The 25,141-nt window shown below is 62.7% G+C and carries 18 protein-coding genes; 4 read left to right on the plus strand and 14 right to left on the minus strand.

All coding sequences use genetic code 11. The features are described from left to right. Positions 1 to 43 precede the first annotated feature (43 nt). Positions 44 to 1,561, plus strand: coding sequence for an NADH-quinone oxidoreductase subunit M (gene nuoM, locus ACB030_RS16460; protein ID WP_371161248.1), 1,518 nt, complete (start codon positions 44 to 46; stop codon positions 1,559 to 1,561). Between the two features lie 49 nt (positions 1,562 to 1,610). Continuing rightward, on the plus strand, positions 1,611 to 3,074 hold the full coding sequence (gene nuoN, locus ACB030_RS16465; protein WP_025327224.1) for an NADH-quinone oxidoreductase subunit NuoN: 1,464 nt from the start codon (positions 1,611 to 1,613) through the stop codon (positions 3,072 to 3,074). A 295-nt stretch (positions 3,075 to 3,369) separates the two neighbouring features. On the opposite strand, the gene purL is transcribed toward nuoN, so the two are convergent. Beyond that, entirely contained in the window at positions 3,370 to 7,263 is a 3,894-nt protein-coding gene (purL, locus tag ACB030_RS16470) for a phosphoribosylformylglycinamidine synthase (RefSeq protein ID WP_371161251.1), read from the minus strand. Between the two features lie 149 nt (positions 7,264 to 7,412). Here purL and mltF point away from each other — a divergent pair, with 149 nt between their 5' ends. Next, on the plus strand, positions 7,413 to 8,906 hold the full coding sequence (gene mltF, locus ACB030_RS16475; RefSeq protein WP_371161253.1) for a membrane-bound lytic murein transglycosylase MltF: 1,494 nt from the start codon (positions 7,413 to 7,415) through the stop codon (positions 8,904 to 8,906). A 344-nt stretch (positions 8,907 to 9,250) separates the two neighbouring features. Here the strand turns inward: mltF and ACB030_RS16480 are convergent, their stop codons facing one another. The 11 genes from ACB030_RS16480 to ACB030_RS16530 all read right to left on the minus strand — a co-directional run bounded on the left by ACB030_RS16480 (position 9,251) and on the right by ACB030_RS16530 (position 20,609). Then, the gene (locus tag ACB030_RS16480) at positions 9,251 to 9,481 is read right to left on the minus strand and encodes a zinc ribbon domain-containing protein (protein WP_139434258.1); all 231 of its coding nucleotides are present in this window, start codon (positions 9,479 to 9,481) and stop codon (positions 9,251 to 9,253) included. Between the two features lie 88 nt (positions 9,482 to 9,569). Continuing rightward, a complete protein-coding gene (gene der, locus ACB030_RS16485; protein WP_371161255.1) occupies positions 9,570 to 11,069 on the minus strand; it encodes a ribosome biogenesis GTPase Der in 1,500 nt (499 codons plus the stop codon). A gap of 74 nt (positions 11,070 to 11,143) precedes the next feature. Next, positions 11,144 to 12,328 carry an outer membrane protein assembly factor BamB gene (gene bamB, locus ACB030_RS16490; RefSeq protein WP_371161257.1) on the minus strand — a complete coding sequence of 395 codons (1,185 nt, stop codon included), beginning with the start codon at positions 12,326 to 12,328 and terminating at the stop codon, positions 11,144 to 11,146. Beyond that, positions 12,321 to 12,971 (minus strand): YfgM family protein, encoded by a 651-nt coding sequence (locus tag ACB030_RS16495; RefSeq protein WP_371161259.1) that lies wholly within the window; start codon positions 12,969 to 12,971, stop codon positions 12,321 to 12,323. Before ACB030_RS16495 ends, bamB begins: the two co-directional genes overlap by 8 nt. A 3-nt stretch (positions 12,972 to 12,974) precedes the next feature. Next, a complete protein-coding gene (gene hisS / locus ACB030_RS16500; RefSeq protein ID WP_371161261.1) occupies positions 12,975 to 14,252 on the minus strand; it encodes a histidine--tRNA ligase in 1,278 nt (425 codons plus the stop codon). A 139-nt stretch (positions 14,253 to 14,391) separates the two neighbouring features. Continuing rightward, positions 14,392 to 15,522 (minus strand): flavodoxin-dependent (E)-4-hydroxy-3-methylbut-2-enyl-diphosphate synthase, encoded by a 1,131-nt coding sequence (ispG, locus tag ACB030_RS16505; protein WP_371161263.1) that lies wholly within the window; start codon positions 15,520 to 15,522, stop codon positions 14,392 to 14,394. 10 nt (positions 15,523 to 15,532) lie between these two features. Beyond that, positions 15,533 to 16,462, minus strand: a complete 930-nt coding sequence (rodZ, locus tag ACB030_RS16510) for a cytoskeleton protein RodZ (RefSeq protein WP_371161265.1) — start codon at positions 16,460 to 16,462, stop codon at positions 15,533 to 15,535. Then, positions 16,452 to 17,243, minus strand: a complete 792-nt coding sequence (gene tapF, locus ACB030_RS16515) for a PilW family type IVa pilus biogenesis/stability lipoprotein TapF (RefSeq protein ID WP_371161267.1) — start codon at positions 17,241 to 17,243, stop codon at positions 16,452 to 16,454. The genes rodZ and tapF overlap by 11 nt, the downstream gene beginning before the upstream one ends. Positions 17,244 to 17,255: 12 nt before the next feature. Further along, positions 17,256 to 18,359 carry a bifunctional tRNA (adenosine(37)-C2)-methyltransferase TrmG/ribosomal RNA large subunit methyltransferase RlmN gene (locus ACB030_RS16520; RefSeq protein ID WP_202045940.1) on the minus strand — a complete coding sequence of 368 codons (1,104 nt, stop codon included), beginning with the start codon at positions 18,357 to 18,359 and terminating at the stop codon, positions 17,256 to 17,258. 168 nt (positions 18,360 to 18,527) lie between these two features. Beyond that, entirely contained in the window at positions 18,528 to 18,956 is a 429-nt protein-coding gene (gene ndk, locus ACB030_RS16525) for a nucleoside-diphosphate kinase (protein ID WP_371161269.1), read from the minus strand. A 267-nt stretch (positions 18,957 to 19,223) separates the two neighbouring features. Continuing rightward, positions 19,224 to 20,609 (minus strand): IS4 family transposase, encoded by a 1,386-nt coding sequence (locus ACB030_RS16530; RefSeq protein ID WP_371161271.1) that lies wholly within the window; start codon positions 20,607 to 20,609, stop codon positions 19,224 to 19,226. 231 nt (positions 20,610 to 20,840) lie between these two features. On the opposite strand from ACB030_RS16530, the gene ACB030_RS16535 reads away from it, so the two are divergent. Then, positions 20,841 to 21,386: a sugar O-acetyltransferase gene (locus ACB030_RS16535; protein WP_371161273.1), complete on the plus strand. Its 546-nt coding sequence runs from the start codon at positions 20,841 to 20,843 to the stop codon at positions 21,384 to 21,386. A 421-nt stretch (positions 21,387 to 21,807) separates the two neighbouring features. Here the strand turns inward: ACB030_RS16535 and ACB030_RS16540 are convergent, their stop codons facing one another. Next, the gene (locus ACB030_RS16540) at positions 21,808 to 22,356 is read right to left on the minus strand and encodes an NAD(P)H nitroreductase (protein ID WP_202046555.1); all 549 of its coding nucleotides are present in this window, start codon (positions 22,354 to 22,356) and stop codon (positions 21,808 to 21,810) included. 51 nt (positions 22,357 to 22,407) lie between these two features. Further along, a complete protein-coding gene (locus tag ACB030_RS16545; protein ID WP_371161275.1) occupies positions 22,408 to 24,768 on the minus strand; it encodes an autotransporter domain-containing protein in 2,361 nt (786 codons plus the stop codon). Between the last annotated feature and the right edge of the window lie 373 nt (positions 24,769 to 25,141).

Genomic DNA, 25,141 nt, shown 5'->3' on the forward strand with positions numbered 1-25,141 from the left:
GCCAGGGGCCTGCCCGACTAGAACCTAGACGAGAGCTGATATCGTGACCTTACTCTGGATCTTGTTAATTCCTTTTATCGGCGGCTTGCTCTGCTGGCAGATGGAGCGGCTCGGCGGACAATTCGTTCGCTGGGTAGCCCTGCTCTCCATGAGCGCCTGTCTGGTGCTCTCCGGTGCCATCTGGCTGGGGGGTGACTTCTCCCTCGCGAGCCCCGGCCTCCCCGTCTGGGCGGCCGAGTGGCAGCAACCCTGGATCCCCCGCTTCGGCATCTCATTGCACCTGGCGGTAGACGGCCTGTCACTCCTGATGGTGATGCTCACCAGCTTCATCGGGGTGCTGGCCATCCTCTGCTCCTGGAAGGAGATCGTGCAGCGCATCGGCTTCTTCCACCTCAACCTGCTGTGGATCCTGGGGGGCGTGCTCGGCGTCTTCATGGCGGTGGACCTGTTCCTCTTCTTCTTCTTCTGGGAGATGATGCTGGTCCCCATGTACTTCCTGATCGCGCTCTGGGGCCACTCGGTCACCGACGGCAAATCCCGGATCAACGCGGCCACCAAGTTCTTCATCTACACCCAGGCGAGCGGCCTCATCATGCTGGTGGCCATCCTGGGCCTGGTGCTGACCCACCACGCCAGCACAGGCGTCTTCACCTTCAACTATCAGGAGCTGCTGAACACCCCCATGAGCAGCACGGTACAGTGGCTGCTGATGCTGGGCTTCTTCATCGCCTTCGCGGTCAAGATGCCCCTGGTGCCCCTGCACGGCTGGTTGCCGGACGCCCACAGCCAGGCACCGACCGCGGGCTCGGTGGACCTGGCGGGCATCCTGCTCAAGACCGCCGCCTACGGCCTGCTGCGCTTCACCCTGCCGCTCTTCCCGGAGGCTTCCGCCGAGTTTGCCCCCTACGCCATGCTCCTTGGCCTGTTCGGCATCGTCTACGGCGCCCTACTGGCCTTCGCCCAGACCGACATCAAGCGCCTGGTGGCCTACACCAGCATCTCCCACATGGGCTTCGTGATGATCGCCATCTATTCGGGCAGCGAGCTGGCCCTGCAAGGCGCGGTGGTGCAGATGATCGCCCACGGCCTCTCCGCCGCCGGCCTCTTCATCCTGTGCGGCCAGCTCTACGAGCGGCTGCACACCCGGGATCTGCGCCTGATGGGCGGCCTCTGGGGTCGGTTGCGCTACCTGCCAGGCGTCATGCTGTTCTTCTCGGTGGCCTCCCTTGGCATGCCGGGAACAGGCAACTTCGTCGGCGAGTTCCTGATCCTCATCGGCAGCTTCCAGGTGGCCCCCATCATCACCATCATCGCCACCTTCGGCCTGGTGCTGGCCTCGGTCTACTCCCTCATCATGCTGCAGCGCGCCTGCTTCGGTGCCCCCAAGGACGAGAGTGTCCTCAAGGGCCTGGACAGACGGGAGCTGGCCATGATGCTGACCATAGCCGGCCTGCTGGTGCTGCTCGGTCTCTACCCGCAACCCGTGCTCGACACCGCCAGCAGCAGCCTGCTGAGCGTGCTGCACTGGTACGCGCTGCCAGCCACAGGAGCACTGCAATGATGCCCTCTCCTTCTCTCTCCCTTTCCTTGTCCACGCCGGGAGCCTTGTCATGACGTTTACCGCCGCCCAACTATTGGCCCTGCTGCCCCTGTTGCTGACCACGGGGGCCATGGTCGCCCTGATGCTCGCCATCGCCTGGAAGCGCTGCGATGACACCGCCTTCGTGGTGACCATCACAGGCCTCAACCTGGCGCTCTTCTCCCTGCCCATCGTCATGGCCCAGGGAGATCAGGGGGTCACTCCCCTGCTGCAAGTGGACAGCTATGCGGTCTTCTACATGGGTCTGGTGCTCATCGGTGCCCTGGCCACCTGTACCTTCGGTCGCTCCTGGCTCAAGGGCTACCCGGACAACCGGGAAGAGTTCTACCTGCTGCTGCTCATCGCCACCGCAGGCGGCCTGGTGCTGGCGGGTTCCCGTCACCTCGCGTCGCTGTTCATCGGGATCGAGATGCTGACCCTGCCCATGTTCGGTCTGGTGGGCTATGCCTACCGCGAGCGCCACTCCCTGGAGGCCAGCATCAAGTACATGGTGCTCTCCGCCGCCGCCACCGCCTTCCTGCTGTTCGGCATGGCGCTGCTCTATGCCCAGGCGGGCAGCCTGAGCTTCAGCGATCTCGGCCTGACCCTGGCCCAGAGCCCGGCCCACCATCCGCTGCTGATGGGGGGCTTCGGCCTGATGCTGGTGGGCTTCGCCTTCAAGCTCTCCCTGGCCCCCTTCCACCTCTGGACCCCGGATGTCTACGAAGGGGCACCTGCACCTGTGGCCACCTTCCTCGCCACCGTGAGCAAGATAGCCGTGTTCTGCGTGCTGCTGCGCTTCTACCTGGCGGTACCGGCCACCTCGGATCCCATGATCCACTGGCTGCTGGCGGCCATGGCAGTCATCTCCATCGTGGTCGGCAACCTCCTGGCGCTGATCCAGACCAACATCAAGCGGATGATGGGTTACTCCTCCATCTCCCACTTCGGCTATCTGCTGGCAGTGGTGGTGGCGAGCCGCCTCGGCCAGATGCCGGTGGAGGCGGCCGGTGTCTACCTGCTGATGTATCTGTTCACCAGCCTGGGGGCCTTCGGCGTCATCAGCATGATGTCCAGCCCCTATCGCGGCAAGGATGCGGACTCCCTGCACAGCTATCGCGGCCTGTTCTGGAAACGCCCCTATCTGACCGCCGTCATGACGGTGATGATGCTCTCCTTGGCGGGCATCCCCATGACGCTGGGCTTCATCGGCAAGTTCTACCTCATCGGCGTCACCGTCGAGGCGCAGCTGTGGTGGCTCTCCGGCGCCATCGTGCTCGGCAGCGCCCTGGGGCTCTACTACTACCTGCGCGTCATGGTCACCCTCTACCTGCGCGAACCCGGCATGCAGCTACGCGATGCCAGGGCCGACTGGGCCTTCTCCTCCGGCGGGCTGGTAGTGCTGCTCTCCGCCATCCTGGTGGTGCTGCTCGGCATCTATCCCCAGCCGGTCATCAGCCTGGTGCAGGGCTTCCAGCACGTGGTGCTGCGCTAGCCTCAAGTACAGCCCACACAACAAAACCGGCCCCCGTGGCCGGTTTTTTATGTCCGCCAAGCCCCAAACCGGCTTGCCCGTCTGAGAAGCGGCGCCAGAGCGGCGTCCCTCAATCAATGCAGGTCCGGAGTACCTCATCCTCCAGCAAACGGCTGACGGAGCTGCGAGCACGGGGATGACCCGCTCGCCCCCCATCGCGCTCGTCTCTGCCTGCCCTCCCCATCGTCAGATCAACGCCCATAAAAAAACCGGCCACGGGGGCCGGTTTCTGATTCTCTACCACGTCAGCGCGGGATTAACCCAGACGCACGCGAGCGTTTCTGAACATTCGCATCCAGGCGCCATCCTCGCCCCAGTTGTCCGGGTGCCAGGAGTTCGCCACTGTGCGGAACACCCGCTCCGGGTGCGGCATCATGATGGTGGCACGGCCGTCCGTGGTGGTGACCGCAGTGATGCCCGCCGGAGCCCCGTTCGGGTTGGCCGGGTACTGCTCGGTGACCTGACCCCGGTTGTCCACGAAGCGCAGTCCCACCAGGCCGCTCTGTTGCAGCGCGGCAAGGTGAGCGGCGTCGCGCACTTCCACCCGCCCTTCCCCGTGGGAGACGGCGATCGGCATCACCGAGCCCGCCATGCCGGCGAAGAAGGCGGAGGGGGACTCCTGCACTTCCACCAGGCTGAAGCGCGCCTCGAAGCGCTCGGAGCGGTTGCGCACGAAGCGAGGCCAGAGATCGGCCCCCGGGATGAGGTCCCGCAGGTTGGACATCATCTGGCAGCCGTTGCACACCCCCAGCGACAAGGTGTCGCCGCGCTCGAAGAAGCGCTGGAACTGCTCGCGGGCCCCGTCGTTGAACAGGATGGACTTGGCCCAGCCTTCGCCCGCCCCCAGCACGTCGCCGTAGGAGAAGCCGCCACAGGCCACCAGGGTCTGGAACTCCTCCAGCTTGATGCGACCGGACAGGATGTCACTCATATGCACATCCACCGCCGCGAACCCGGCTCGATCGAACGCTGCCGCCATCTCCACGTGGGAGTTGACCCCCTGCTCGCGCAGCACCGCCAGACGGGGGGAGACCCCGCGGGCGATATAGGGTGCGGCCACGTCCTCGGACGGGTTGTAGGTCAACCTGGCCTGCAGACCCGGATCGGTGGCGTCCTGACGGGCGGCATGTTCCTGATCCGCGCACTCCGGGTTGTCCCGCAGGCGCTGCATCTGCCAGCTGGTCTCGCCCCAGAGGGTGCGAAGCGCAGTGCGGCTGGCGCGATACACTTCGGTGCCGGCGCGCTGGAACAGGATGAGATCGTCTTCACGCACCGTGCCCAGCACGTGGGAGCAAGCCGCCAGACCGTGACCGGCCAGCAGGGTCAGCACCGCTTCCTTGTCGTCACGGCGCACCTGGATGACGGCCCCCAGCTCCTCGTTGAACAGGGCCGGCAGCAGGTCGCCACCGATGCGATCGAGCTGGATGTCGAGGCCGCAGTGACCGGCAAACGCCATCTCGGTCAGGGTGACGAAGAGGCCACCGTCGGAGCGGTCGTGGTAGGCAATCAGCTTGCGATCCGCCACCAGCGCCTGGATGGCGTTGAAGAAGCCCTTGAGCTGGACGGGGTTGTCCAGATCCGGGGCACTTTGTCCAAGCTGGCGATAGACCTGGGCCAGGGCCGAGGCGCCGAGGCGTTGCTTGCCGTTGCCAAGGTCAATCAGGATAAGGTCGGTCTCCCCGAGATCGGTCCGCAGCTGCGGGGTCACGGTATTGCGCACGTCCTCGACCCGGGCAAAGGCGGAGATGAGCAGGGAGAGCGGCGAGGTGACGCTGCGCTCTTCGCCGTCCTGCTGCCAGCGGGTCTTCATGGACATGGAGTCCTTGCCCACCGGGATGGTGATGCCCAGGGCCGGGCAGAGCTCCTCGCCCACCGCTTTCACGGCTTCGTAGAGGCCCGCATCTTCCCCCGGGTGACCGGCGGCGGACATCCAGTTGGCGGAGAGCTTGACCCGCTTGAGGGAACCGATATGAGCCGGTGCCAGGTTGGTCAGGGCCTCGGCCACCGCCATGCGGGCAGAAGCGGCGTGGGAGAGCAGTGCCACCGGGGTACGCTCCCCCATGGACATGGCTTCGCCGTGATAGCTGTCGTAGGTGGCGGCGGTGACGGCGCAATCGGCCACCGGGATCTGCCAGGGGCCGACCATCTGGTCGCGGTTGACCAGACCGGTCACGGTGCGATCGCCGATGGTGATGAGGAAGGACTTCTCCGCCACGGTCGGCAGACGCAGTACCCGCTCGGCGGCGTCGCTGAGGGTGATGCCGTCCAGTTGCAGCGCCTTGCCCTGGGCGGGCAGGGTCTGCACGTCGCGGTGCATCTTGGGCGCCTTGCCGAGCAGCACGTCCAGCGGCAGGTCGATGGGCTGGTTGTCAAAATGGCTGTCGGAGAGGGTGAGGTGTTTCTCTTCGGTGGCGGTGCCGATGACCGCATAGGGGGCGCGCTCGCGCTCGCACAGGGCCTTGAACAGGGGCAGCTTCTCCTGGGTGACCGCCAGCACATAGCGCTCCTGGGACTCGTTGCACCAGATCTCCAGCGGGCTCATGCCCGGCTCGTCGCTGGCGATGGCGCGCAGGTCGAAGCGACCGCCCCGATCGCCGTCGTTCACCAGCTCCGGCATGGCGTTGGAGAGGCCACCGGCCCCCACGTCGTGGATGAAGACGATGGGGTTGTCATCGCCGAGCTGCCAGCAGCGGTCGATCACCTCCTGGCAGCGGCGCTCCATCTCGGGGTTGTCCCGCTGCACCGAGGCGAAATCGAGGTCTTCGGCAGACTGGCCGGAGGCCATGGAGGAGGCGGCGCCGCCCCCCAGGCCGATGTTCATGGCCGGTCCGCCCAGCACGATCAGCGCCGCGCCGACCGGGATCTCCCCTTTCTGGACATGTTCGCTGCGGATGTTGCCGATGCCGCCCGCCAGCATGATGGGCTTGTGGTAACCGCGCACTTCGACGCCGTTGTGGCTCGGCACCTGCTCTTCGAAGGTACGGAAGTAGCCGAGGATGGCGGGACGACCGAATTCGTTGTTGAAGGCGGCGCCACCAAGGGGCCCCTCCTGCATGATGTCAAAGGCGCTGACGATGCGGCTCGGCTTGCCGAAATCCTGCTCCCAGGGCTGCTCGAAACCTGGGATGCGCAGGTTGGAGACGGAGAAGCCCACCAGGCCCGCCTTGGGCTTGGCGCCACGACCGGTCGCACCCTCATCGCGAATTTCGCCGCCGGAGCCGGTGGCGGCCCCCGGGAAGGGAGAGATGGCGGTCGGGTGGTTGTGAGTCTCCACCTTCATCAGGATGTCGACGCGCTCCTGGTGATACTGGTACTCGCCGCTGGCGGGGCTCGGGAAGAAGCGGCCACCCTGGCTGCCTTCCATCACGGCAGCGTTGTCTTTATAGGCAGACAGGACATGATCCGGCGTCTGCTCGAAGGTGTTCTTGATCATCTTGAACAGCGACTTGGGCTGCTGCTCACCGTCTATGGTCCAGTCGGCGTTGAAGATCTTGTGACGGCAGTGCTCGGAGTTCGCCTGGGCGAACATGTAGAGCTCGATGTCGTTGGGATTGCGACCAAGCCGGGTGAAGTTCTCCACCAGATAGTCGATTTCGTCGTCAGCCAGCGCCAGGCCAAGCTCGATGTTGGCCGAGGCCAGGGCGCTGCGGCCACCGCCCAGCACGTCCACCTGGGTGAAGGGGCGCGGTTCGTGATGGGCAAACAGGGCGGCTGCCTGGCTCGGCTCATCGAACACCACCTCCATCATGCGATCGTGCAGCAGGGCCGCGACCTCGCCACGCTGGGCTGCGGTCAGCTCGCCCTTGGCCTGCACGTAATAGGCAATGCCGCGCTCCAGCCGCTTGACCTGGTTCAGGCCGCAGTTGTGGGCGATGTCGGTTGCTTTGGAAGACCAGGGGGAGATAGTGCCGGGGCGGGGGGTAACGAGAAACAGCTGACCGCTGGGGGTGTGTTCAGGGATGGTCGGGCCGTAGCGCAGAAGCTGGCCCAAGGTCGCTCGCTCAGGGGGCGAGAGCGGGCTCGAAAGCTCGGCAAAGTGCACGTATTCGGCATAGACGTCTGCTATCTCTACTCCTCTCTGTGCGCAGCTCTGCAGCAGCTTGTGGACACGAAACTCAGACAGTGCTGGGGCACCACGCAAGATTTCCATATACCTTTCTCACCAAGTTTTAGAGTGTGGGGGGATTTGAGACGCGCGTATTATAGGGATCAGGCTCACCGCGAACAAACGTTTTTCTCATCTCCCACGATGTGACTCCCTCCACACTCTCTGGTATAAAGGTGCCTCTCTTTTGACAAATGCCGATTTTTTCAACAAGGGTACTCACCTACTTGCGCTGCATTTTTCGACTGTTTATCGGGATGTTGCTGACACTGGCCCTGGCCGGCTGTGACTTCTATTCCCCCTCCAGCCAGCTGGAGCAGATCCGCCAACGGGGCGAGATCCGTGTTGGCACCCTCTATGGTCCCACTTCCTATTACCAGCGTGACGACACCGCCCAGGGGTTCGATTACGAGCTGGCGCAGCACTATGCCGACTGGCTGGGGGTCAAGCTGACCATAGTCCCGGCCTACTCCACCGCCGAGCTGGTCGAACAGCTGCAGAAGGGAAGCCTGGATCTCGCCGCCGCCGCCATCGTGGTGACCCCGGAGCGGCGCAAGCTGTTTCGCTTCGGCCCCGGCTTCTACCAGGTCTCTCCCAAGCTGGTCTATCGCAACGGCTCCCCCAGGCCCAAGGATCTCGGCGACATCAAGGGCACCATAGTGGTACCTGCCGGCTCCACCGGTGAGGATCTGATGAAGGAGCTGGCCAGCCAGTACCCCAATCTGAGCTGGCGCATCAACCGGGACGCCGATGTGGAGGAGCTGCTCAAGCAGGTCGCCGACGGCGAGGTGGACTACACGGTGGTGCAGGACACAGTGCTGGCCCGCACCCAGCGCTACTACCCCGAGCTCACCGAGGGGCTGACGCTCGCCAGCAAGCAGACGGTAGCCTGGGCCATGACCAAGCTGCCCGATGACAGCCTCTACGCCAGCATCATCGACTTCTTCGGCCAGCGCTTCATGGATGGCTCCATCGCCAAGCTCGACGAGAAGTACTTCGGCCACGTGCAGAACTTCGACTTCGTCGACACCCGTACCTTCCTCAAGCGGGCCAAGAGCCTGCTGCCCAAGTACCAGACGCTGTTCCAGACCCACGCCAAGGACATAGACTGGCGCCTGCTGGCCGCCATCAGCTATCAGGAGTCCCACTGGGACCCCCAGGCCCGCTCCTACACAGGGGTGCGCGGCATGATGATGCTGACCGAACCCACCGCCAAGGCAATGGGGGTCAACGATCGAACCCACCCGGAGGAGAGTATCAAGGGGGGCGCCCGCTACCTGCAGGAGATGATGGAGAAGGTGCCGGACTCGGTGCCGGCCGACGAGAAGGTGTGGTTTGCCCTCACCGCCTACAACATCGGTTATGGCCACATGATGGATGCCCGCCGCCTGACCAAGCAGCTCGGCAAGAATCCCGATGCCTGGAGCGACGTGAAAGAGGTGTTGCCCCTGCTGCAGCAGTCACGCTGGCATCGCAAGGTGCGTTACGGCTATGCCCGGGGCGGCGAGGCGCGCAACTACGTCAACAACGTGCGCCAGTACTACCAGAGCCTGCTCTGGCTCGACAACGAGCAGCAGAAGGCCCATCGTCGCGAGGCCCTGGACGAGGACGACGGCAGCGAGCCGGCCCCCCCGGCAGAGCGCCCCGCCATCATCGCCGAGGTGGTCAGCCAGATCATCACCCCCTGAGCCCTGCGGGGTGTGTCGTCTGGGGGAATTCTCTGTTACCATTCCCCCAGACCCAAGCCTGTCTGAGAAAGGCTTATTGCAATACATTCATCAACTTGCGATACCGATGGCAACCCATGTCAGGGAGCCGTCAGCGTCGCCGGGATGACCAGGGAGGAAAACCAGATGCGAACACGCAGAAGAGCCACGTTGACCAGAAAAACCAGATGCGCCTGGAGCCCCAGACGCAAGCTGAAACTGGCCGACATGAAACGCAAGATATGGCACCGCAACCGCTCCTATACCTTGCTGATTGCGGAGCACACAGCATAAACCCGGCCAAGGCCGGGTTTTTTAATGTCTTTTTATGCCTCGACCGGCGTCAGCTCAAACTGGACAGTACGTTTGGAGACCAGGCTGTTGCAGTGGTTGCAGAAGTAATCCACCGCCCCGCAGGCCCGAAGCCGTTCAAGCTCATGCTGGCAGGTCGGGCACAGGGCCCGGATCCGATAGCGGGCATGGCACTGGCCGCAGCTCGCCTCTGGGCTGCGGCTGTCCAGCTCGGCCTGGCAGGCCGGGCATGTCAAGAGACTCATGGTCATCTCCTCTCCAGGGCAGGCGCGCTGGGCTCGCCCCTCGTTCGACAGATAAAAAAACGGCTGCCACCAGGGCAGCCGTCAGGGCTTATTTCTTGCTCTTGTTCTTGGCCTTGAGCAGGCGATCCCGTTGCCGCTCCTGGCTCAGGGTCAGGGTGTTCTTCTTGCCCTCGAAGGGGTTGACCGACTCCTGGAACTCGACCCGGATCGGGGTACCCATGATCTTCAGGGACTTGCGGAAGTAGTTGATGAGATACCGCTTGTAGGAGTCCGGCAGATCGTTCAGCTGGTTGCCGTGGATCACGATGCGCGGCGGGTTGTAGCCACCGGCGTGGGCATACTTCAGCTTGACGCGGCGACCGTTGACCATAGGCGGCTGGTGATCTTCCTGCGCCATCTGCATGATGCGGGTCAGCATGGCGGTGCTGGTACGACGGGTGGCGGACTGGTAAGCCTCGTTGATGGACTCGAACAGGTGGCCGACACCGCTACCGTGCAGGGCGGAGATGAAGTGGACGCGGGCGAAATCGATGAAGCCCAGACGACGGTCCAGCTCGTTCTTGATGTCTTCCTTCACCTTCTGATCCAGACCGTCCCACTTGTTCACCACCAGCACCACGGAGCGGCCGCTGCTCAGCACGAAGCCGAGGATGCTCAAGTCCTGATCCGTGATGGTCTCGCGGGCGTCTATCACCAGCAGGCAGACGTTGGCGTCTTCGATCGCCTTGAGGGTCTTGATGACGGAGAACTTCTCCACCGTCTCATGCACCTTGCCGCGGCGACGCACGCCTGCGGTGTCGATGACCACGTACTTCTGCTCGTCACGCTCCATGGGGATGTAGACGGAGTCGCGGGTGGTGCCCGGCATGTCATAGACGATGACCCGGTCTTCACCCAACATGCGGTTGGTCAGGGTGGACTTGCCGACGTTGGGGCGACCGACGATGGCGAACTTGATGGGCAAGTCGGCGAACGGGGTCTCCTTGGTGTCGTCCCGGGTGTCGAGATCACCGGCGGCCACCATGCGCAGCAGGGCTTCTTCGTCGAAGTCCTCCTCTTCCTGCGCCTCTTCTTCGGCGGCGGCTTCGACCAGGGTCTCCAGGTGGGGGGCCAGCGCCAGCTCCAGCAGGCTCAGCACCCCACGACCATGGGCGGCGGCGATCTGGTAGACCTCCCCCAGCGCCAGGCCGTAGAACTCGGAGACAGCGGAGTCACCGTCGATGCCGTCGGTCTTGTTGGCGACCAGGAACACCTTCTTGTGGGTCTTGCGCAGGTGCTCGGCGATGGCCTGATCCGCGGCGGTCAAACCGGCACGGGCATCCACCATGAAGAGCACCACATCGGCTTCTTCGATGGCCAGCAGGGACTGCTCGGCCATCTTCAGCTCGATCCCCTCCTCGGTGCCATCGATACCGCCGGTGTCGACCACGATAAATTCCAGCTCGCCCAACTTCGCCTGGCCGTATTTACGGTCCCGGGTCAGGCCGGGGAAATCGGCAACCAGGGCATCCCGGGTGCGGGTCAGGCGGTTAAACAGGGTGGATTTCCCCACGTTGGGGCGGCCCACCAGGGCTACTACAGGAGTCATAAAAGCCTCATTCTCAAGACGACAAAGGCTCCGGGTCCGAAGACCAGGAGCCGGATATTCAGATTGACGGGCGATCAGGGACGCTTGATAGCGTACAACTTGCCGCCACGGCTCTGCACATACAGGGTGTCACCGTCCACCAAGGGCGCGGCATAGAGACCACTGCTGTCGAGCTGCTGCATGGCCTTGATGGACCCGTCGGTCCGATCCAGCCAATACAGGTAACCTTCCACATCGCCGACCACCACATAGTCACCCAGGACAACGGGAGCGGTCACGGTGCGGTTTTCCAGCTGGGTGTTGGACCACAGCTCTAGACCATTGCGACGGTCGACCGCAAACAGATGGCTGCGGCTGTCGGTCAGCACGATGGCATTGCCGGTCATCGCGAGATCGCGATAGCCGGAATACTTGCGCTTCCACACCTCGTCACCCGTCATCAGCTTGCGGGCCATCAGCTGGCCATTGTAGGCGATGGCATAGAGCTCATCACCGGCAATCAGCGGACTGGCGTCCACATCGACCATGCGATCCAGCTCGGTGGCACCGCGCGGGTCGGCCACCTTGGACTGGCGCACCGGCTGGCCGTTGCTCAGCAGGGCGATGCCCACCTTGCCATCGGCGCGGCCATAGAGCACGGCGCCGTTGGTGATGACAGGGGTGCTGGCGCTGCGCAGGGTCAGGGGGGGCTGCTCTTCGGACAGGGTCCACTGCAGCTTGCCCTCATCGGTGTCGAGCGCCACCAGACGGCCCGAGGTGGTCAGCACCACCACGCGACCATCCTCGACGGCGGGGCTCGCCACCACTTCACCGGGCACAGTGGTCTGCCACAGCACTTCCCCGTTCGCTTCGTTCAGGGCGTAGACCACCCCGTTCTCGGAGCCGAGGAACAGCTTGCCGTAGCGGGAGACCAGACCGCCGGAGAGGCGGGCGCTGCGCTTGTCGGCGTTGATGGGCAGGTCTGCCAGATCCACGCTCCACAGGGTCTCGCCACTGTTGCGATCGAAGGCTGTCACATCCCCATCACGGGCGGCGGCATAGATGTGATCCTCGTCCACCACGGGTTGCAGCTGGGAGTAGAAATCACCTATGCCATCCCCGACGGAGGAGGACCACTGGGTATCGGCACTGAAGGCGGACTCCACCACGGGCAGAGGCGCCATCGGGGTCAGGTCTTCCTCTGAACTGAACAGGGAGCAGCCCTGCAGGGCCAGGGAGACTGCCACCCCCAGCGCCATTTTCTTGTACAGATTACGCATCCGGAGCCTCACCCGCAGTGACCGCTGGCAGCGCCAGATCGTCCATCTTCAGCTTGAGTTCGGCGCTGCTCTGCAGGCCACCGGCATCGGCCGCCACCTGATAGGCATCGCGCGCCTCTTCGGGCTTGCCCTGCCCCAGCAGGACATCACCACGCACTTCCGCCACCTGGGCCTTGAAGGCGTCGTTGTTGATCTTGCCAAGCTGAGCCAGGGCCTCGTCGGCCTTGCCCTGATCCTTGAGCACCCGGGCCAGGCGCAGAGCGGCGATGGGCTTGATGCTCTCGTCGCCGTTCGCGGCCACCTGGGTCAGCTGCTCGGCAGCCAGATCCAGCTTGCCCGCCTTGACCGCAGCCGCGGCCAGTTGCAGGGAAGCCAGCTCGGCATAGGCGTCGCCCTGATGGGCGCTGATGAAGCTCTTGGCCTGCTCAAGGGCGGCATCGTCACCCTTGGCGAGCTGGGCTGTCATGACGTTATAAGCCTGGGAGGCGGCTTCCTGGTTGGTCTGCTGCAGCTCGTTGTAGTAACGCCAGCCAAAGAGGCCGACCAGACCGATCACAGTCCCGGCGAGTACCGAGGTGCCGTTCTCTTTCCACCAGCTCTTGATGACCTCAACCTGTTGTTCTTCAGTGGTATACACTTCCACAGCTTACTCTCCTTTAGCTGCCAGCAGGGCGATGGCGGCATCGACCGAGACGGTCTGTTGCTCGGCCTGGCCACGCAGATATTTGATGGTGATCTCCCCGCTTTGCACCTCGGTCTCGCCGAGGATCAGGGCAATGGCCGCGCCGCTCTTGTCGGCACGCTTGAGTTGTTTCTTGAAGTTGCCGCCACCGCAGTGGCTCATCAGACGCAAGTCCGGCAGGGCGTCGCGCAGACGCTCGGCAAGCGCGAAGCCAGCCTGCTCAGTGCCCTCGCCCACCATGCAAAGATAGACATCCACCGCCGGGCGGATGTCGGCGTTGAGCTCGAGGGTTTCGAGCATCAGCACCAGACGCTCCATGCCCATGGCAAAGCCCACGGCCGGGGTAGCCTGACCGCCGAGCTGCTCCACCAGGCCGTCGTAACGGCCACCGGCACAGACGGTGCCCTGGGCGCCCAGACTGCTGGTGACCCACTCGAACACGGTGAGGTTGTAGTAGTCGAGGCCGCGCACCAGACGCTCGTTCACCTCGTATTGGATGCCGGCAGACTCGAGCAGGCGCTTGAGCCCCTCGAAGTGGGCCAGGCTCTCTTCACCCAGGTGATCGAACAGACGGGGGGCACCCACCAGAATGGCCTGTACCTTCTCGTCCTTGGAGTCGAGCACCCGCAGCGGGTTGCTGTACATGCGGCGCTGGCTCTCTTCGTCCAGCTCGCTCTTGTACTGCTCCAGGTAGGCCACCAGGGCATCGCGGTAGGCGGCGCGCTCACTGCTCTGGCCGAGCGTGTTGAGCTGCAGGGTGACGTGATCGCTGATGCCGAACAGACGCCACAGGCGGTGGGTCAGCATGATGAGTTCGGCATCGATGTCAGGCCCGTTGATGCCAAACAGCTCGACCCCGAACTGGTGGAACTGGCGATAACGGCCCTTCTGGGGACGCTCGTGACGGAACATGGGGCCCATGTACCACATCCGGCGTTCCTGGTTGTAGAGCAGGCCGTGCTCGATGCCGGCACGAACGCAGCTGGCTGTCCCTTCCGGGCGCAGGCTCAGGCTGTCGCCGTTGCGGTCTTCAAAGGTGTACATCTCTTTTTCGACCACGTCGGTCACTTCACCGATGGCGCGCTTGAACAGATGAGTCTGCTCGACGATGGGCATGCGCACTTCGCTGTAGCCGTAGCTGGCGACGACCTGGCGCAGGATCTGTTCCACTTTCTGCCATACCGGGCTCTGCTCCGGCAGGCAATCATTCATACCGCGAATAGCTTGGATCTGTTTTGCCACGTTGATACTCGAGAAAAAGAGGTAAAATTTGGCCGCATTATAGGGATTTTCGGCCCCGAGGTAAAATCAGGGTGCCCGGATGCGGGATTTAAAATCAACAACCTAAAGCCGGGGCCACCCCAGGTGGCCCCTCAATGGTTCAACTTTTGTCCACCTGGATCTGGTTGGCCGGATCCAGCATGGCCGCCCGGGCGCGGATACGGCGCTCCAGGGTCGGGATGAGATCCTTGTTGTCGAGCCGGTCGACCCGCTGGCCCCCTTCGTAGAAGGCACTCTTGTTGGCGGCGCCCGCCAGCCCCAGATCCGAGACCAGGGCCTCGCCCGGGCCGTTCACCACGCAGCCGATGATGGAGACATCCATCGGGGTGATGATGTCTTCGAGCCGCTCTTCCAGGGCGTTCACCGTCCCTATCACGTCGAACTCCTGACGGGAGCAGGAGGGACAGGCGATGAAGTTGATGCCGCGGGAGCGAATGCGCAGGGACTTGAGAATATCGAAGCCCACCTTCACCTCTTCCACCGGATCGGCGGCCAGGGAGATGCGGATGGTGTCGCCTATGCCATCGGCCAGCAGCATGCCGAGCCCGATGGCGGATTTCACCGCGCCGGCACGGAAGCCGCCCGCCTCGGTGATCCCCAGATGCAGCGGCTGGTCGATCTGCTTGGCCAGCAAGCGATAGGCGCCGACCGCCAGGAAGACATCGGATGCCTTGACGCTCACCTTGAAGTTCTCGAAGTTGAGGCGATCCAGGTAATCCACGTGGCGCATGGCCGACTCGAGCAGGGCTTCCGGGGTCGGCTCGCCATACTTTTCCTGGATGTCACGCTCCAGGGAGCCGCCGTTAACGCCGATGCGGATCGGAATGTTGTAATGACGGGCACAGTCGACCACGGCGCGCACCCGCTCTTCGTTGCCGATGTTGCCCGGGTTGATGCGCAGGCAGTCGGCACCGTACTCGGCCACTTTGAGGGCGATGCGGTAGTCGAAGTGGATGTCGGCGACGATGGGAATGCGGGTCTGCTGCTTGATGAGCCTGAAGGCTTCCGCCGCTTCCATGGTGGGTACCGAGACCCGGACTATGTCGGCGCCGACCCGCTCGATCCGCTCGATCTGCTCGACGGTGGCGGCGACATCCGTGGTCTTGGTGTTGGTCATGGTCTGCACCGTGATGGGGGCGTTGCCCCCAACCGGCACATTGCCGACCATGATCTGCCTGGATTGACGACGAATAATGGGGGATTCGTGTGCGGGCTTTTCGTGAACGGACATGGCGGACAGATTACTCCTGCGGCAGTGAGAAGCGAGCAGTCCGGCCGTTGTTGTAACGGCTCATGTCGAAGGACTTGCCCTGGTATTCGAGATTGACCGCCATGGGCGCGCCAATGATGAATCTGAGTGGCTCGGGTCCTTCCAGCACAAGCTCGTCGTTCGCCTTCTTCAGACCGCTGAACAGGGTCTTGCCGTTGGCATCCTTGACATCCAGCCAGCAGTCGGCGGTGAAGCTCATCTTGAGCTGGGGCGCCTTGCCAGGTTCGGTGGCGGCCGTCTCTGCCGGTGCCTGGGTCGCTTCTGCAGCCGAGGTCTCGGTAGACAGGGCGGCACTGGTCGCGGCAACGACGGCAGGCACAGTGGCGGCGGCGTCACTCACCGCAGGCTCAGTTGCCACGGCGTCGGAGGCCACGGGCAATACGGGGTCGGCGACGTCCACCGTGGTCGTTACGTTGGCGACCGACACCGTCTGCTCCGTGCCCATCTCGCTCGCAGCCAGGGCTTCATCCCCGGCGGAACGACGTGCAGTGCTCTGCCACCACCATGCGATGGAGAGCGCGATCAGCACCAGGATCACCAGCCAGGTCACCACCTTGAGCCGACTATCGTTGGCTTGCTGGCGGGAGCGACGGGAGAAGCTCTGCATGTCGATGTTATCGGGCGGCGTCAGTCCCAGCTTGTCGTAGGCCGCGAGTATGGTCTCCTCGGGAATGCCGACCAGCTTGGCATAGGCGCGCAGATAGCCCCGAATGAAGGTGTGGGACGTATGCTTGTCGTAGGTATCCGCCTCGATGGCGGCGATCAGGGTCAGACGAAGGTGAATGCGGGACGCAACCTGCTCTCGTGTCCAGCCAAGCTGTTCACGGGCGTTGCGCAGCAGCTGGCCTGGGCCCACTGCCTGGGAGTCGTCTTGAAAATCGTGTGGCTGTTCAGTAGTCATTGGCTAAGTAACGCTTGGCTTGTTGCGAAGTGGGATATTGCCTTACCAGCTCAGTCCCGAATTGGTGAAGTAATGCCGGTTTGTCCATGGCCTGGGCCAGCCGCAGCCGGAGCCAGAGGCTCTCCTCGTTTTCGTCTGCCACGTCGGCAAAACGCACGAGATAAGACTGCACATCAGGCAGCTTGCCATCTTTCATGGAAAGCTCTGCCATGTCCAGCAATAACCTTGGATTGCGGGGATTATACCCCAAGGCCAGACGATAGTACTCGTTGGCCTTGTCATTTCTGTTATTTTGCATCGAGCAGAGCGCCGCATTCTCGTAGGTATCGGCGATCTTGACGTAATCTGGCTGGCTGACCGCCTGCAGGAATGCCTTCTCCGCCTCCTCAAAACGGCCACGGTTGCACAGGAAGGCACCGTAGTTGTTCATGGCGTCAGCATTGGTCGGATCCATGGCCAGCGCCTTCTTGTAGTTCTCCTCGGCCGCCTTGAAATCGGATACCTGCTGGTAGAAATAGGCGAAGCCGATGTAGACCTGAGGGTTGCTGGGATCGTACTGGAGGGCCCGGTCAAGGTTGAACTTGGCCTGTTCGGCATTGCCCTGACGCAGGTATTGAATACCCAGATCGAGACGGGTCTGGGCAGCCGCCTTGAAGTCGGGACCCACTTCACGCTGGGTCGAATTCTGGCCAGCGTAAGTGGTCTCGGTGACACAGCCGGGCAGCGCGCAAAGCGCTGCCACTACGATCAATGTACGGATATCCATTTCCTGTCTATACAATGGCTTAGCGAGTTAAACCATTTTGACGGAAATCCCATCCTGTTGCATCCGATTTTTCATGGTGCGCTTGGTGCGGTCGATCACCTCCCCCACCAGCTGGCCACAGGCGGCGTCTATGTCATCCCCACGGGTCTTGCGGACGATGACGGTCAGGCCGTACTCCATCAGCACCTTGGAGAAACGGTCGATGCGGCTGTTGCTCGGCTTGCCGAACGGGTTGCCCGGGAAGGGGTTGAAGGGGATCAGGTTGATCTTGCAAGGGGTCTCTTTGAGCACCTGTGCCAGCTCGTGGGCATGCTGCATGTCGTCATTGATATGATCGAGCAGCACATACTCCACCGTCACCCGGCCGCCATTGGCGTTGGATTTGGCCAGATAACGGCGCACCCCCGCGAGGAAGGCCTCGATGTTGTACTTGTCGTTGATCGGCATGATCTCGGAGCGCAGCTTGTCGTTCGGCGCATGCAGGGAGATGGCCAGGGCCACGTCGATCTGGTCCCCCAGCATGTCCAGTGCCGGTACCACACCGGAGGTGGAGAGGGTGACGCGGCGCTTGGAGATGCCAAAACCAAAGTCATCCATCATCAGGCTCATGGCCGGCACCACGTTGGCGAGGTTCAGCAGCGGCTCGCCCATGCCCATCATCACCACGTTGGTGATGGGGCGCTTGCCACCGACTACCTTGGCCGCACGCCAGACCTGGCCGATGATCTCGGAGACCTTCAGGTTGCGGTTGAAACCTTGCTGGGCGGTGGAGCAGAAGGTGCACGCCAGGGCGCAGCCGACCTGGGAGGAGACACAGAGGGTCGCACGATCCGCCTCCGGGATGTAGACGGTCTCGACTTCCTGATCCCCGACCTGCAGGGCCCACTTGATGGTGCCATCTGCGGAGCGTTGTTCACGGCTGATCTCGGGGGCGCGGATCTCGGCAATGGCCTTGAGACGCTCACGCAACGCCTTGTTGACGTTGCTCATCTGATCGAAGTCATCACAACCGGAGTGGTAGATCCACTTCATTATCTGATCTGCCCGGAACGGCTTCTCGCCCAGCTCGACGAAGAAGGCACGCATGGCATCCCGATCGAGATCCAGCAGGTTGGTTTTTGTTTCGCTCATCAAGGGCCTCAGCTCACACACTTCATAAATTATCGGCTGACCTACGTCAGGGGGCGGCATTGTACAAATAATGGGTCTGCCTTTCCACCTGGAGAATAAGGGGATATTGACCGAATGACCAAAAAACAAAAGGGAGCCGAGGCTCCCTTGATGATCTCCTGACGAAAATCAGCCGCGCGGGCAGATCTCGGCGTCGGAGAAGAAGTAGGCGATTTCACGGGTGGCAGAGGCCGGGGCATCGGAGCCGTGCACGGCGTTGCGATCGATGCTCTCGGCGTAGCAGGAGCGCAGGGTGCCGGCCAGGGCCTCTTTCGGGTTGGTGGCGCCCATGATTTCGCGGTGACGGCGAATGGCGTCTTCCCCTTCCAGCACCTGTACCATGACGGGGCCGGAGGTCATGAAAGCAACCAGTCCATCATAGAAAGGCTTGCCCTGGTGTTCGGCGTAGAAACCGGCGGCCTGCTCGCTGCTCAGGTGCAGCATCTTGGCGGCGACCACTTTCAGGCCGGCGCTTTCGAAGCGGCTGTAGATGGCACCGATCAGGTTCTTGCTGACCGCGTCCGGCTTGACGATAGAGAAGGTACGTTCGATAGCCATTGAGTTCTTTCCTTAACTACAGAGTTTTATTGTAGGAATCCATGTTCGGCGGCGATTATACGTAAACAAAAAACGAAATAACACACAAAAAAGCAACTTTTTATTAAACAAATAATTCCTTGAAACAACATGGTGACTCATCTTGTGCCATGGCACTGAGAAAAAACGTGCGCTTGTGCACGATAGTCACGCTAACCCGCTAAAACCCTATCTATTGCTCATATAACCAGCACCGTTGAAAAGGGCACCCCGAGGTCTGTCTCTTGATCACAACTGTTGATGCGCAAGAGACTGAGCCAGTTCATAGCCTTCAAGGAGGGTCTCTAACCTAAACCAGCCCTCCCATAACACCGCTATCGAGGCTCGCCCCGTGCGCTTGGTGTCCTTCCAGCCCCCCAGTATCGCCAGGCTCTTGTACGCCCACGCCATATCGGGGGCCTCATCCGGCAGGTCCCTCTTCTCCATCTTCAACCACAGCAACTTCCAGCTCTTCGTGCCCAGCAGCGCTTCGCAGCTTTCTCCCTGTGCGGCAGGCTCCTCTTTGATAAATCTCAACTGCAGCAGCCGCACCGCGATAAAGGCCAGGATGACGCTCATTCTCGTCAGGTTTTCCCGGCTCTGCATCCTCAACGACTCGACCCGCGTGCCCGCACTCTTCCAGACCTTGTGATAATCCTCGATGAGCCAGCGCCGCTCGTAGTAGCCGATGATCTCGCTGGCCTGCCCGGCGCTGGTCACCGCTTCACTGGTCAGCAGGTGCCACTCCAGCCGGTCGGCGGCATCGCTCTGCTCGATGCATCCCACGTAGTAGAGCGGAATATCCGGCTCGCTACGCTTGTTGGCCGGGGCCTTCAGGGTGACCCTGGCAAACTTGATGTCGAGCACGGCCTCTCTGGCTTCTCTGCCACCCCGCTGGGGTATCTTGACCACCCGGGTGCCCGCGGATTGGCACTGCCTGGCATAGTCGTAGAGCTTGTTGTCGTGCTCGTTGATACAGCGACTTTGCATCGAGCGCACCACGAAGCGCTGGTTATTTTGCTGCTTGTAGCGCAGGTATTCGTAGATATCCGCTTCCCGGTCACAGACCGAGATAACGTTGGCCATGGTGCTGCCAAGCCGGGTGGCGAGTGTGTTGGCGGTTTGCTCCCATTTGTAGCTCTCTTTCTCCTCATAGGGACGAGTCGCGTACTGGGCACGCTGTCCTCGTTTGCTGACATCGCGGGTCCAGATTTGCTGGGCGGCCAAGCCCACCACCTTGCGCTTGTGCGGCGCGAACAGCAGCACGGAGTGAGCCAGCAGGGCGCGACTGCTGCCCTGGTTGGTGTGGCCCAGCTGGTCTTTGACGCTGGCATGATTGAAGGTGAGGGCCGTGGTGTCTTCCAGTGCCAACAGGAGGGAATGGTCTCTGGCATGGGCGGCGGTGACGGCAAAGCCGGCGTTGGCAATGGCCTCGGTACTGACATATGGGCTGCGAATGAAGCGGTATGCGCCTTCCATATCAGCAGGTGAGAGGGGAAGGTGTGACACGCAATCTCCTGGTTGGTGAGCAAGGGCAGTGGCGAGGGCAACCAGCCTTCTGGTGCGTCTTGGGTCGTTGAGGTTGGCGTGACCAAACTGTGCCTGCGCCCATTGCGCCGGTTGAGTGAAGGGCATGTTAGAACCAGGGAAGAGAGCGATGAAAGGTTCAGATCACAGAATGGGAGAGAAGTTCAAAAAAATCCCCAAGCGATGCTTGGGGATTTTTGTATAAGAGACAGCCCCAGGGTGCCCTTGTCGTTTCCCGGCGCCAGCTGCGCGCCCTTCTGCCCACTCTGGGGAGAGCTTCACGCTTCTATCCCCCTCGATGGCTTATGCTCTCCTCCTCCACCCCATTGAGGCCCAGCCATGACCGAATACGAAAAGATGATCGCCAGCCAACCTTACAACTGCATGGCCCCCGAGCTGGATCTCCTGCGCCGGGAGACGGCGCGCCGCTATCGCCACTTCAATCGCAGCGACGAGGAGGAGCAAGGGGCCCTGCTCAGCGAGATCGTCGGCGAGCTGGCGGAGGGCGCCTTTATCTGCCCGCCCCTCTACTGCACCTATGGCCGCCACATCCACCTTGGCGAGCGCAGCTACATCAACATGGGGGCCACCCTGCTGGACAACGCCCCCATTCGCATCGGCGCCGACGTCATGATAGGGCCGAACGTGCAGATCTATACCGCCGCCCACGCCCTGGACGCCGATGAGCGCATCCAGGGGGTGGAGACGGCGCTGCCGGTCACCATAGAAGACAGGGTCTGGATCGGCGGTGGCGCCATACTGCTGCCGGGGATCACCATAGGGCGGGAGGCCATCGTCGGCGCGGGGGCCGTGGTGACCAGAGATGTCCCGGCCGGAGCCCGGGTGGTGGGCAATCCGGCCCGCATCCTGCCCGCCAGGGTCTAGATGCCAGTGACCGGGAGGTAGGGGCCCATAAACGTACAGCCCGATGTCACCAAGGCCCGGAGAGACTGTAAAAAGATGCCGCCCACAGACGCCGTGGGGCTGGCGCAGAAAAGCGCCCATAAAAATAAAGCCCAATGTCATAACGACGCTGGGCTGTAAAAAGGTGCTACGGAATTGCGACTCTCATCGCAGAAAATTAGAAGGGGTCACCTTCTAAACTGGCAGTGGGATAATAACGGGGCGCAAACGTTTTACATAGAGTAATCAACCAGGATTGAGAACAGCCTCTCACTATTCAAAAAATTCCCAGGCAAGCCCGAACTCCCCCTTGGCAAGTTTCCATTTATCAGTACAGCCTGACGCCATTTGGGGGAAATAAAAAAGCCCTGAATAATCAGGGCTTTTCTGCTCTATCTTCGACTCAGAAGCGACGGACGAAGTCAGCGACAGGCAACTCCCGCAGCTTGCGCGCCTCCAGCATGGGGGTGCCCAGGTAGAGGAAGCCCACCAGTTGATCGTCCGGTGCCAACCCCAGCCCCTGATTGATCCCCTCGTCGAAGATGAACCAGCCGGAGCGCCAGATGCCGTTGAACCCCTGTGCCTGGGCCGCCATCTGCATCGCCATCAGGGCGCAGCCGGCGGAGAGCTCCTGCTCCAGCTTAGGTACCTTGGGGTGTGCCTGATAGCGGGTCGCGACGGCCACCACCAGGGGCGCTCGCAGGGGCGCGGCGCGGCTCTTCTCGATGCTATCTTCATCCTCGCCGCGGGCGCGAGCAGCGTCCGCCAGCAGGGCCCCCAGACGCTCGCGCCCCTCCCCTTCAAACAGGATGAACTGCCAGGGAGTCAGGGTGCCGTGATCTGGTGCCCGCAGGCCGGCCTTCAGAATATTGTCGAGCACCTCGCCACTCGGGGCCGGGGTGGTCAGACGGCCACAGGAGTGGCGATTGAGCAGCAGTGTCAGTGCATCCATTCGATGCTCCTTCTAGGTCATGAGGGCGATGAACCGCCCTGTCGATAGGGGTCAGAACGGCTTGGACAGGTTGATGCGCCACTCCCAGATGTTGAGCCCATTCTGCCCAATGCTGGTGTATCCGGCACTGGTGGTCAGGGTGGCCTCGCCGCCAATCAGGGTGCGCATCCCCAGTCGCACAGTGCCGCTGAGCGGTTCGGTGCGGGCCGAGCTGAGATCACCCGTCAGGATATAGCCATCGTTCGGCCGCTCAAAGCCATAATCCAGCCCCAGCTCCCCATAAGGCATCAGAGGCAGGCCTTTGCTGGTGTAATAGACACGGCTGAATTCGACCGTTCCCGTCATGTTGCCCTGGTTGTAACTGTCGCTATCCCGATTCAGCCTCAGTGCCAGCCCCTGGTAATCCCCCTCCATCCGATAGCCGTCGCTGCGGCTGTGGCTGTAGTTGATGGCCAGCCGCGGTCGCACCGAGGTCGCTTCCCAGAAGTACTGACCGGTGGCCCCCAGGCTGCCGCCAACGGAGGTAGAGCCATAATCACCGGAGAGGAACAGGAGGTCCTGATTGTTATCCATCCAGCCATACACCAGGCTGCCATCCAGCATCCAGTTGGCCGACACCGGGTACGCCAGATAAGGGCTTAGGTTGTAACCACCGGCGGACAGCCGCATGCCGCCATTGAAGGAGTCCACCTTGCTGTCGACCCGGGCGACGCTGATGCCGAGGATGAGATCGTTGTCGAGCCGGGTATCCGCCCCCAGGCTGAACACATTGGTCGAGCCCGACATGTCCAACCCCTCGCGGTGATCCGAGATGTCGTAATAGACCTCGTCCACCCACAGGTTCCAGCTCCGTCCCTCCGGCAAGGGGGCAGGCTGGGTCTGGCTGGCCACCTGGCCCCCCGCCAGCTCGACACGGGTGAAGGGGCAATCGGGATACCGATCTCGCAGCTCCTGGGGCAACTGATCCCGTTCCTCGGCCATCACGCACAGCGTCCTCTCGTTCAGGGCGCGTTCACTCGCCTGCTGACCCGCTGTCACCCTGCCTGGCAACGCAACTGGAGGCTCGACCGTCCCCGGCAGAGTGATGAAGGGCCTCTCCCCCAGCGGTGGGCGAGTCGGCATCACCCCTTGCGGTGGCAGAGTGCCGATTGGCGGTTGCACGCCACCGGGTCGGTTGATGCCGCCGAGGGGAGGACGGGTCGGCATCATCCCCTGGGGTGGCTGGGTGCCGACCGGTGGTCGCACGCCACCGGGCAGGGTCGGCATCACCCCTTGCGGCGGCAGAGTACCGACCGGTGGTCGCACGCCACCCGGCAGGGTCGGCATCACCCCTTGCGGCGGCAGAGTACCGACCGGTGGTCGCACGCCTCCCGGCAGAGTCGGCATCACCCCTTGCGGCGGCAGAGTGCCGATCGGCGGCTGCACGCCACCGGGTCGGTTGATGCCGCCGAGGGGAGGACGGGTCGGCATCATCCCCTGGGGTGGCAGGGTGCCGACCGGTGGTCGCACGCCTCCCGGCAGAGTCGGCATCACCCCTTGTGGCGGCAGAGTGCCGACCGGTGGTCGCACGCCTCCCGGCAGAGTCGGCATCACCCCTTGCGGCGGCAGAGTACCGATTGGCGGCTGCACGCCACCGGGTCGGTTGATGCCGCCGAGGGGAGGACGGGTCGGCATCATCCCCTGGGGTGGCAGGGTGCCGACCGGTGGTCGCACACCACCCGGCAGAGTCGGCATCACCCCTTGCGGCGGCAGAGTACCGACCGGTGGTCGCACGCCTCCCGGCAGAGTCGGCATCACCCCTTGCGGCGGCAGAGTGCCGACCGGTGGTCGCACGCCACCCGGCAGAGTCGGCATCACCCCTTGCGGCGGCAGAGTGCCGACCGGTGGTCGCACGCCACCCGGCAGAGTCGGCATCACCCCTTGCGGCGGCAGTGTGCCTGCCGGTGGCTGCACGCCTCCCGGCTGGGTGGGCATCAACCCCTGGGGTGGCGAAGTCGGCCGTGAGGGCCGATCAGGCGGAGTGAAATGGTCCGGGAAGGTGAAATGACCGGGTTGCTGGTTATCTGTGTCGAGCAGGACCCGCTTGCCGTTTGAATCGACATAGGCATACAGCTTGTGCGTGCCCCCGTTCTGCGCCTCCGGCGAGACGGTCAGGTGCAGCCCCTTGTGATCCTGCCGCCAGCTGTCATAGATCTGGCTCTGCTTGGCAGATTCGACCTCGAACTGGCCGGGGGAGATGGCGGAGAGCCAGACGGAATGTTGTTGATCGGCGGTCCAGCCGAGAAAAATGAGCCGTCCCGCAGGGTCGGCGCTGGCGGTGGTGCCGTGCAGGGTCATCGCCATGCCCAAGGCGATGGCACTCAAGCGATGAACAGCCCCCTGAGTGGGTATCCGTGATGTAGCTAGGCTCATTTGCTGGGTTTCCTTTACCGATCCCAGGTGCATCCGGCACCCGACAGAGAGTTCCTATTGATAGACGGCGCCCATTGCCCGCTTCCGGGGCTCGCCGGGATCTGGCCGATCTTCCCATCGGCTTCCCATCTGCGCCCAGCCCCAATGGCATTCGACCATGCAATGGATACAAACAGAGAACGTTTGAATACCACAAATACAACAATACCGTCCCCGGTGAAACTGCCCGGGCCGGGGTGAGCCATAAAAAAAGGGACCCATCGGCTGTCTCTTATACAAAAATCCCCAAGCATCGCTTGGGGATTTTTTTGAACTTATCTCCCATTGCGTGATCTGAACCTTTCATCACTCTCCCTCTGGTTCTAACATGCCT

The sequence above is a fragment of the Aeromonas sp. S16(2024) genome (genome assembly GCF_041403065.1).
GTDB lineage: Bacteria > Pseudomonadota > Gammaproteobacteria > Enterobacterales > Aeromonadaceae > Aeromonas.

Excerpts from the sequence above, each read along its gene's own strand:
- ACB030_RS16545 (WP_371161275.1), bottom strand. The coding sequence starts at position 24,768 with ATGAGCCTAGCTACATCACGGATACCCACTCAGGGGGCTGTTCATCGC.
- bamB (WP_371161257.1), bottom strand. The coding sequence starts at position 12,328 with ATGCGTAATCTGTACAAGAAAATGGCGCTGGGGGTGGCAGTCTCCCTG.
- der (WP_371161255.1), bottom strand. The coding sequence starts at position 11,069 with ATGACTCCTGTAGTAGCCCTGGTGGGCCGCCCCAACGTGGGGAAATCC.
- ispG (WP_371161263.1), bottom strand. The coding sequence starts at position 15,522 with ATGTCCGTTCACGAAAAGCCCGCACACGAATCCCCCATTATTCGTCGT.
- purL (WP_371161251.1), bottom strand. The coding sequence starts at position 7,263 with ATGGAAATCTTGCGTGGTGCCCCAGCACTGTCTGAGTTTCGTGTCCAC.
- ACB030_RS16520 (WP_202045940.1), bottom strand. The coding sequence starts at position 18,359 with ATGAGCGAAACAAAAACCAACCTGCTGGATCTCGATCGGGATGCCATG.
- ACB030_RS16540 (WP_202046555.1), bottom strand. The coding sequence starts at position 22,356 with ATGGATGCACTGACACTGCTGCTCAATCGCCACTCCTGTGGCCGTCTG.
- rodZ (WP_371161265.1), bottom strand. The coding sequence starts at position 16,462 with ATGACTACTGAACAGCCACACGATTTTCAAGACGACTCCCAGGCAGTG.
- mltF (WP_371161253.1), top strand. The coding sequence starts at position 7,413 with ATGCCGATTTTTTCAACAAGGGTACTCACCTACTTGCGCTGCATTTTT.
- ACB030_RS16535 (WP_371161273.1), top strand. The coding sequence starts at position 20,841 with ATGACCGAATACGAAAAGATGATCGCCAGCCAACCTTACAACTGCATG.
- ACB030_RS16480 (WP_139434258.1), bottom strand. The coding sequence starts at position 9,481 with ATGAGTCTCTTGACATGCCCGGCCTGCCAGGCCGAGCTGGACAGCCGC.
- nuoN (WP_025327224.1), top strand. The coding sequence starts at position 1,611 with ATGACGTTTACCGCCGCCCAACTATTGGCCCTGCTGCCCCTGTTGCTG.
- ndk (WP_371161269.1), bottom strand. The coding sequence starts at position 18,956 with ATGGCTATCGAACGTACCTTCTCTATCGTCAAGCCGGACGCGGTCAGC.
- ACB030_RS16530 (WP_371161271.1), bottom strand. The coding sequence starts at position 20,609 with ATGCCCTTCACTCAACCGGCGCAATGGGCGCAGGCACAGTTTGGTCAC.